Origin of the sequence: Psychrobacter sp. NZS113 (assembly GCF_015864825.1) — a bacterium.
GTDB lineage: Bacteria > Pseudomonadota > Gammaproteobacteria > Pseudomonadales > Moraxellaceae > Psychrobacter.
In genome coordinates, this window is record NZ_JADYWL010000002.1 from 535269 (window position 1) to 545337 (window position 10069).

The 10069-nt window shown below is 43.8% G+C and carries 5 protein-coding genes; 1 reads left to right on the plus strand and 4 read right to left on the minus strand.

Going from position 1 to position 10069, the window contains the following annotated elements; genetic code table 11:
* The first annotated feature begins 226 nt into the window (after positions 1-226).
* Positions 227-1132, plus strand: a complete 906-nt coding sequence (locus I6E61_RS04960) for a LysR family transcriptional regulator (RefSeq protein ID WP_197130705.1) — start codon at positions 227-229, stop codon at positions 1130-1132.
* Positions 1133-1266: 134 nt separating this feature from the next.
* Here the strand turns inward: I6E61_RS04960 and I6E61_RS04965 are convergent, their stop codons facing one another.
* The 4 genes from I6E61_RS04965 to I6E61_RS14290 all read right to left on the minus strand — a co-directional run.
* On the minus strand, positions 1267-2034 hold the full coding sequence (locus tag I6E61_RS04965) for a D-alanyl-D-alanine carboxypeptidase family protein (protein WP_197130708.1): 768 nt from the start codon (positions 2032-2034) through the stop codon (positions 1267-1269).
* A gap of 52 nt (positions 2035-2086) precedes the next feature.
* Positions 2087-5386, minus strand: a complete 3300-nt coding sequence (locus I6E61_RS04970; protein WP_197130711.1) for a UDP-N-acetylmuramoyl-tripeptide--D-alanyl-D-alanine ligase — start codon at positions 5384-5386, stop codon at positions 2087-2089.
* A gap of 204 nt (positions 5387-5590) precedes the next feature.
* On the minus strand, positions 5591-9265 hold the full coding sequence (locus tag I6E61_RS04975) for an Ig-like domain-containing protein (RefSeq protein ID WP_197130714.1): 3675 nt from the start codon (positions 9263-9265) through the stop codon (positions 5591-5593).
* The coding region (locus tag I6E61_RS14290; protein ID WP_197130717.1) for a hypothetical protein at positions 9244-10069 on the minus strand (826 nt) is incomplete at its 5' end. The genes I6E61_RS14290 and I6E61_RS04975, both read right to left, overlap by 22 nt.

The window sequence follows — 10069 nt, forward strand, 5'->3', positions numbered from 1 at the left end:
TTGAACATTCATAAACAGGGACCGCTAATCACTGTGAATTTGTCAAAGCTATTTTTGAAAAAAGCCAAAGACAACCTTAGTCAGTGCATGATTAAATGGTCAAATGCTCAAAACTCCCTAAAATATTCTACGCCTTGTCCATACATTGATATATTGCATCAAAGGACAATGTTATTTTCTTTTTTTGCTATAATACAAAATGTATTACAGCAATTGGAGAATAAGTGTGGTCAAAGCTGACGATATGGTTTTATTCGTTCAAGTGGTTGATGAAGGTTCATTTTCTAGGGTCGCTGAAAAACTGTCATTGACGAATTCAGTCGTAAGCAAACGTATTGCAAGATTAGAAGAGAGCTTAAATGCACAGCTACTTTATAGAACCACCCGAAAGTTGAGCCTAACCGATGCTGGCAAGACACTTTATAACAAAGCTAAAATTGCTAAATTTGCCTTTCAAGAAGCCGAAAATGCAGTGACGGGTTACGGTGAAGATATGAAAGGCAACATACGTATCACCATGCCAGTGGTCTCTGCCAATCTAGTATTGAGCGAATCTATTGCTGAATTCTGTAAACAACACCCAGAAATATCAGTAGATTTACAAATTACCAATCGATTGGTTGATTTGATAGAAGAAGGGTTTGATCTGGCCATAAGAACCGCAGAGCTTGAAGACTCATCTCTCATTGCGAGGCGCCTTATAGATAGCCAGTGGGTGATATGTGCGACGCCGGACTATTTAGAGAAACATGGTACACCTCAGACACCTGAACAATTACAGGATCATAAATGCTTGGTCTATAAGTTTGATAATGCGGCTAACGATATATGGCCACTATATATAGACGGCACAGAGCAATTGCTTGCTGTAGAGGGTCGTTTTCATAGCAATCATCTTGATGCGATTAAACAGGCGACTCTTAGCGATTTAGGCATCGCTTTTTTACCACAAGCACTTGTTTATAAGGAGCTGCAGCAAAATACGCTCACACAGATTTTGCAACGCTTTACACGAAAAAGAATGGGAATGTATGCGGTTTATCCTAAAGCAAAACAACCGGATCAAAAATTGAAGCTGCTTGTTGAGCATCTGCGAGAGTCATTATATGAAAAACAGGCTTATTACTGCTAAGTAATAAGCCTGTTTTTCATATGTATAAGCAACGAGATATCGTAGTATTGCCATTAGCATTGAGCCTTTAAGCTACAAGGCTAAATTAGAGAAACAATAACAAGTTTATTAATTAACCTTTATTAATTTAACGTTTATAATGTAGATTGCACCCATTTATTCATGATTTTCTCAGACAGACCATAGCATACCTCTCGACTCTCAGCCTCTAACACAATACTTAGATAATGCACATCATCATTTATCCAATAGTTGATTAAGTTAGAGCCTATACCGACTAAGTTACCTGTCTTTAATCCTAGAATATTGGGGTAAAAACGCATAAGCTTATTGGTATTAAAAACTCTTTTTCCATTAAATTCAAAATATTTTAGAGAACAAAAAGAAATTATTGCCCCATACTGACTGATAAACACTCTGGCAAGCTTACTCATGTCTTGAGCCGTTGTATAAGCACTTTTCTCAAGACCTGAACAACTGGTCCAATGACTGCCCCTTAAACCAAGAAAGTATGACTGACGAACCATTTGAGTGACGAAAGTCTGTTCAGTACCAGAGTGCCAACAGGCTAAAGCAAATGCTGCTTCATTAGAGCTGGCAATTAAAGCAGACTCAATAAGTACTATTAAAGGTATTTGTTCGCCTTTTTGATAAAACTGATAGTACTCACTACTACCCTTTAATAAGCTAACCGGCATCTCTACCGTAGTTGTAACAGGATCGATTTTATCCTGCATCACTTTATCCCAGACCAACATAACTGTCATCAATTTAGCCAATGATGCCATCATTTTTGGTATTGCTGACTTGTTTTCTATGATAAGACGCTGAGCAGTTATCTCATTATCGTTTAGTTTAAAACTCTCAACCAATATGGCGGCGTCAGTAACAAAATCATCCATGGCAGTGCCTCCTATATTGTTAGCTCTGACTTCTAATTATATTGAGAATATTTTAACCCTCTATGAATAGCTTATTGAGCCCAATGCCATTAGAGGCTTTAATAAAAACATGGTCATAATCTTCAATAAACTCATGTAGTTTCAAGCTTAAGGCTTGTACGTCTTCAAAGTGATAAAGTGTTATGTCTAGACTTTTAAGCTTATCAACCAATACTTTGCTTTGACTCCCGACTAAAATCAAAGCTCTGAAATTCATATTCTCAATGATAGGAGCCAACTGTAAATGGTACCTACTACTGTCACTACCTAGCTCTAACATATCACCCAAAATCAATACTTTTTGATGGGTAGGTGCCTGCAACTGTTCAAAGGTTTCGAGTGCTGCCTGCATGGATAATGGGTTGGCATTGTAAGCTTCATCATAAAGCGTAATTGGTCGGTTTTTATAAGTCGTTTCAAGTACTTGCCCTCGCCCAGTCACGGCTTTAAAACTCTCTAATCGAGTAATGGCGTCACTGATAGACAAATTGTTATGATTGACCACTGCTAGGATAGCCATCGCATTTAATACCATGTGCTGACCACGGGCCTGTAAATTCAGCAGATAAGTCTGACCATCAACTGCTATCTGTGCTTGTGCCTCTTTTTGATTATAACTAAGTAGCTTAATTGTCGCATCATCATGTTCACCATAGCTAACGACATGAATACCCCATATGGTTGCCAAACGCTCAATCAAACTATACTGCTCGATATCTCGGCAAACAATGGCGAGAGAACCTGGCGCCATACCTTCAAAAATACGTGATTTTTTGAGAGCAATAGTCTCAACGTTATGATGATATTCAAGATGTGCGGGTGCAATATTAGTAATGAGCGCTATATCAGGGCGGACTAAATTGGTATTGGCAGACATAGAGCCAATCGCCATCTCTAGTACCCAATGACTTATAGAATGAGGCATAGAAGCCAAATTCCATGCAATACCCACTGGTAGATTTGCACTAGATTGAGTGTAGCTCGCACCGCCGAAACCATTCAGTACATGTGCCAGCATATGCACCGTTGTCGTTTTTCCGGCGCTACCAGTAATACCGATAACCTGACCATCAAATACTTGACGAGCATATCGTCCAATCGCAATAGTTGCTTGACGTATATCGTGCACGTACAGCACAGGAATACTTGAGTTTTTGTATGCTATGGCATCATCAGTAATAATGGCAGAAGCACCTTTTTTCACTAAAGACTCAATCGACTTTTCAGACAAATAGCCCACCGCCATATTTTTTCCTCGAGCCACGATAATCTGCCCTAACTCAAAAGTAGGCAGCCACTTGCACAAGCCTGTCGCAGACCAATCTACTGGCGGTGTAACCAGCCACTTCCCCTTAGTGGCAAGGACCAGCGAATTGGCTGTTAAGATAGATTTCATATCTTGGCTGCCTACTTCTATTACTGGCTGGTTTTTGCCTTCGTTATCTGCATGGATTACATCATAATTTGACTGATATTTTTTCGTAGCGAGCTTGGGGTAATTGGCCGTTTTTAAAAAATCAAAGTAACCAATAAGCCCTGATAAATAATGCTCTACATCATCAATTCGCACTCTGAACGAGTGATGGCGGATAAAAAATCCATGCAAAATGGTTTGCGGGGATTTGTAAAACATGGCCATTTCTGGAAAGAAAAAACCATTTATAAGATGATTGGCACGCGCATGCAATGCCTGATAAAATCCTTGAACATCAAAACCCGCTAACACATCATGAAACTCCGGATGTTCATCTAGCTTTAATAGCATTTTATGAAATGCCATGGATAGCTCAAGCAATGTCGGAAAAGTAGTGATACGGTTTTTGATAAAATCGGTATAGCCTACAATATTATTGACCGCGAACTGAAAATACTTTTTTTCAGGTTTATAAATGATCAGCTCGTTTGAACAGTAAGACAACCAATGGTCATGTGCTTGATGATGCTTGGCTTCAATAAAATAGTCAAAAGCACGAGTGACACAGTCGAGCCAGCGCGTATCTTTGGTCAAGCCATATAAACGCATCATTGCAAATGCCGCCTCCCCATCATAATAAATGATTCGGTTTTTTGCTTTTAGCGTTAAGTCTTTGCTATGTAAGACATGTACAAAGCTGCCATCATCTTGTTGCATCGCGATGATGCCTAGCGCTAATTGCTCTGCCAACGCATGATAATCATCTGCTTTTGGTGTGTCTCTAAACACTTGCAGATATTTAACGATTGCTAATATCGCAACGGCATTCGCACCTAACTTAATCTCTCCGCCAGTATCAATCACATACGCTTTGTCATCATAGGTTTGAATAAGTTCCTCAATTAGGTAGCTCATGGCATTATCAATACTAACTTTCATATTAGCCAAAGCAAGCTTAGCCTCATCGTTACGGTAGGCTTTAAAACTATGACAAGCTTCATAGCCTTCTATCAGTGCATAGGTGCTACTGGCATGACGCAGGCTATTATAAGTATTTATCGTGCGGCCAAAACAAGGAAAGTATCCATACACATACTGGCCAGAAGGCTGTACCTGTCTGGCTAAGTAATTTGTAGACATCTCAATGATAGGCTGAGTCGTATCTGCCGATAGTGACAACAACTTGCGGTGACCTTTAAAGCGTGGCTGTGTATCAAGGTGATGACACTCACCTGTGTGCTCATCAATAAACACACCCGCCGTATTAAAATTGATAATGGGCAAATCATCGCTAAACTTTGGCATTTGGCTACTGCCATGGCGCGCTTTTAGATACACGTTCAGGTTATTAGTATTAACCCCTGCATGAGAAACCGTGTTACCCATATAAAGACAGGCATTGGCATTTAACTCCATTTCAGTGAGTAGCAGCCAAGGCTCTCGCACTCCTGTAAATGCAATGCCTGAGCGATAATAATTACGCTTAAATCCTTTTAGACTTTGCTGAAAATCTGACCAAGTAGTGAGTGAAGCTTGATTAAGCCACTCAAGCCTTAGCCAAGCAATAGGAGCATCAAACTTCTCTGATAACGTATCAATCTTTGCTATTATCACCGGCAATATTTTTTCAAAATTAGAGAAGTTACTAGTATTATCTGCTTCCTTTATTTTCAATAAATCATCAATAATAAAAGTGACTACTTTGGCTTTTTTATGACTATCAGAGACTGATAAAACGAAGGTGCAAGGCAGCGTATCTACTGCAGCATCTTGAAAATTCCCAGTACTATTTTCATTATTTACTTGGGTAATATGTGTTTGTACCCAGTGTTCATAGATGGCTGGTAATTTATTTTTTAAGTGAGTCATTAGGCCATTCATACTGGTGGTTTCGCTCATTTTTTATTATCCTTTATTATTCACTATTTTTAGTATTTTGGGCACTATCCTATCTGTCCTTAAGGTTTATTAACTATAGCTCAATACGGTTATGTATAACTTGTAAAAAACGCCCCCAGTTTGGGAGCGTTTTAACGTTTACATTACGATTGGCCGATAATAAATAACTGATATGGCTTAAATAACTCAGACACCTGATATCAATTAAATAACATTGGTAATATCAACATCAATATTGACCTGTGTAGCCGAGTCAGTGCTCAGCGCCCACACATTATATTGTTGTCCATCGGCATCTGATGTCGTGGTTTGGGTATTTACCCACGTTGCCGCATTACCAGATCCATCTGTATCACTGAGATCAGCGCCAATATTACCTAAGTCTACGGTATCATCGCTATCGCCTTTGATATAGATAGGATCGGAGGTTGTAATATCAGCTGCTTGTACGGTCAAGGTATTCGCACCAATACCACTTATATCTATCACATCAACTTCAAAAATGTCAGATAAGCTGATGGTTTGATCTTCGCTTTCAAAGCTTAGAACATCAAGCCCTTCGCTTGAGACACTCAATGATGTATCAGGAATATCAATAGAAGTTGCATCATCAGCAAGTGTGAAGCTACTGGCACTTACACGATCTGCAGATGCCCCGCTCTCAGAATCATAGTCGATCGTAATCTCTAGATTTGCAGAAGATGACTCACCATTTGGTGCAGTAATCGTATACTCAAAGATATCTATATCACCATAAGTACCTGTAAATGTGGCGTTGGCCACATAGTTGTAGCTACCATCCGAATTAATGGTCAATGTGCCATAGCTACCCACTATTTCTGTGCCGTCAATCACAGTTGAGCCATTGACTGTTGATACCACTGTGCCAGTAGCTGCCGTATCAACACCATCAGTGCCTGAGTCAGTAATGACGTTACCCGCTACAGAGCCATCCACGCCTCCGTCTGGGCTGTAATTGGTAACCACATCGGACACTGTGCTGATAGATAAGCTACCTAATAAGTTAACATTTAAAAGCCCGCTAGCATTTCCTAGTGTCACGTAATAGGTACCGCCACCTTCAAACTCTGGTAATACCAAATTATCGGCACTCCATGAAGCGCTTACAACACCTGAGCCAACCAACCAATCGACTTTTTCGTATACTAATACAGCATTGGTGCTACCTTCTTCAACTCTATACACTACAAGGTCAAAATTGGTATCGCCTAACAATGATAAGTTTAGGAAAGCTGAACCAGTGCCATCTACGGTCACTTGCTCAGTCGTGTTATTAGGTACCACAAAAGTAAGCCCACTATTGCTACTAAGCAAACTTACATCTATCGTATCCGAAAGCACGCCAAGATTTAAAAGCCCTCCTACCGTTTTTGTTTGTGTCGTTTGCGTGGTGATGGTAGGCGTGACATTCACATTTAGCGTGGATTCATTGTCCACAGCCGCTGGTGAGGTTGTATCTACTGTAACTGTCACAGCAGGTGCATTACCGCTCACATTGTCCACAGCATCTTTGATGTTGTAGCTTAGCTCATACTCAGCATCATCTAAAGGCGTTTGCGGCGTTAAAGTATAGCTGCCATCGGCGTTTTCAGTGATCACTGCATCAACTACGTTACCATTTACCACTAACTGCAGTGTTTCACCGTCACTAAGCGCACCAGCAGCAATTTCCAGACTTGGTGTATTGTCATTTGTGGTGCCATCATCTGCAATGATTTCTGAAGGTGTTAGTACACCACCACTGCCGTCATTAGCTACATTGTCTGTAATAGTTGCCGCTGTGACTGGTGCATCAGGGGCCGTAGAGTTGATATTAATTACGAGCTTAGCCGTATCGCTGTTACCTGCTGTACCGTTAGAGATGGTGTACTCAAACACATCTGTTTCACCTGACGAAGCATAATCACCATTGGCCGTATAAGTATAGTCACCATTTTCGTCAATCACTAGTACACCGTATTGTCCCTGTATGGTAAATACATTAACACCGTCGACAAGCTGAGATGTTGGTTCTGACATCGTACTATCACTGCTTATGTCCGTCAGCTTAGTGTTGACGGTAACCGTATCTTCACCCAACTCACCTGTTACCAACCCATCAGGGTCAATCACGTTACCTGTGATAGCTGTACTTGAATCGAAATCATATTCCGTTAGGGTGGCTGTGACATCAGTGGTTTCAAGCAGCGTTAAAGTATTGCTAAGCAATGCTACTGCAACCGCATCCAATACTGGGTCAACCACACCACCAAGCAAAGTGTTCAATACGGTATTGTCTTGAAGCAACGTTACCAACGCATCGATACCCAGCTCATTCGTTACTAGCAATGCAGCTGACAGAATACCTTTGACAGTAGTGCCCAATTGCAAGATAGGGTAATCAGTATTAAGTGAGGTTTCCACTGCATTTAAGACAGCCTCTTGGTTATCTGGACCTAAAATGATGCCTGAGTCACCCAAATCTGCCAATTCCACATCTTCTACTAAAGTGGTTAATGCACTCTCACTTTTGCGCACCACCACAGTGTAATCTCCTGGCTCTAAACCAGATACGACTGCTGTTAATGTGTCATTGCCCGTCAATCCTAATAGTTCTAGACCTATTACATCACCCACCAGTGGATCACCACCAGTCGTACCGACATAAACACGGTCGCCATTACTATTGTAGACTTCGATATTGACTGCATCCGCTACTGCGACTAGCGCTGTCTGACTAACTTCAATACTAACAGTACCATTAGCGCCTTCACTTACCGTAAAGTCAAGGGTACCATCTGCACCGCTATCGCTTTCGGCGACACCAAGTACGATGACATTAGCGTTATTTACTGAAGGATAAGTGGTTACTTGTAATTTACCTAAATCGATATCATTGGAGTCATCTTGAGCGATGATGACGGTGGTATCAACCGTCACGCTAACAGCAGGAGCATCATCACTCTCGTTATTTGCAGCATCTATGATGTTGTAGCTTAAGTCATAATCACCATCAGTCAACGGCGTGGTTGGTGTTAGGGTAACGCTACCATCATCATTGGTCACGGCATCTGATGCTACCACCTCTCCGTCGATAACCAGTTGCGGCGTGCCATTAGCCACTTGATCGGCAGGGACAATCACACTTGGGGTATTGTCATTCGTGACGCCACCATCGGCAATGGCTTCTACAGGGTCAAGGACATCACCGCTACCGTCATTGGCGACGTTGTCAGTGATAAGAGGCGCGATAATCGGCGCATCTGGCGCGGTGGTGTCAGGCAAAGTCGTCGGAACGGTGCCTGTCGTTGAAGCACTGTCCAAGTCGCCATCGGTGGCATTGACCACAGGCGCCGCTAAGGTGCCACCTGCATTCACGATGTCCGCACCCGCTTGGGTCAAGGTAATCTCACCCGTTGCTGGATCAATGGCGTAGTTCACCGCTGAGTCCGTATCCAGCTCGTAAGTGACGTCATCACCATTGGGGTCAATGGAGCCACTGGCGGTGGCCACAACCGTACCTACGACCGCTTCCCCTTGTTCTAGATCAGCGGAGGCTGACACGGTTGGGGCTGTTGGCGCGTCGTTGTTGTTGTCGACCGTCGTCGGAACGGTGCCTGTCGTTGAAGCACTGTCCAAGTCGCCATCGGTGGCATTGACCACAGGTGCCGCTAAGGTGCCACCTGCATTCACGATGTCCGCACCCGCTTGGGTCAAGGTAATCTCACCCGTTGCTGGATCAATGGCGTAGTTCACCGCTGAGTCCGTATCCAGCTCGTAAGTGACGTCATCACCATTGGGGTCAATGGAGCCACTGGCGGTGGCCACAACCGTACCTACGACCGCTTCCCCTTGTTCTAGATCAGCGGAGGCTGACACGGTTGGGGCTGTTGGGGCGTCAGCATCGGCATCGGCATCGGCATCGGCATCGGCATCAGCATCAGCATCAGCATCAGCATCAGCATCAGCATCAGCATCAGCATCGGCATCGGCATCGGCATCGGCATCGGCATCGGCATCGGCGTCGGCATCGGCATCAGCATCGGCGTCAGCATCAGCATCAGCATCGGCGTCAGCATCGGCATCGGCATCAGCATCAGCATCAGCATCGGCATCAGCATCGGCGTCAGCATCAGCATCAGCATCAGCATCAGCATCAGCATCGGCATCGGCGTCGGCGTCGGCGTCGGCATCAGCATCAGCATCAGCATCGGCATCAGCATCGGCATCGGCATCGGCATCAGCATCAGCATCGGCGTCGGCGTCGGCGTCGGCATCAGCATCAGCATCGGCATCAGCATCGGCATCGGCATCAGCATCAGCATCAGCATCAGCATCGGCATCGGCGTCGGCGTCGGCATCAGCATCAGCATCGGCATCAGCATCGGCATCGGCATCGGCATCGGCATCAGCATCAGCATCGGCGTCGGCGTCGGCGTCGGCATCAGCATCAGCATCGGCATCAGCATCGGCATCGGCATCAGCATCAGCATCAGCATCAGCATCGGCATCAGCATCAGCATCGGCGTCTGCATCGGCATCAGCATCAGCATCAGCATCGGCGTCTGCATCGGCGTCTGCATCGGCATCAGCATCAGCATCAGCATCGGCATCAGCATCGGCATCAGCATCGGCGTCGGCATCAGCATCGGCGTCGGCATCAGCATCGGCGTCGGCATCAGC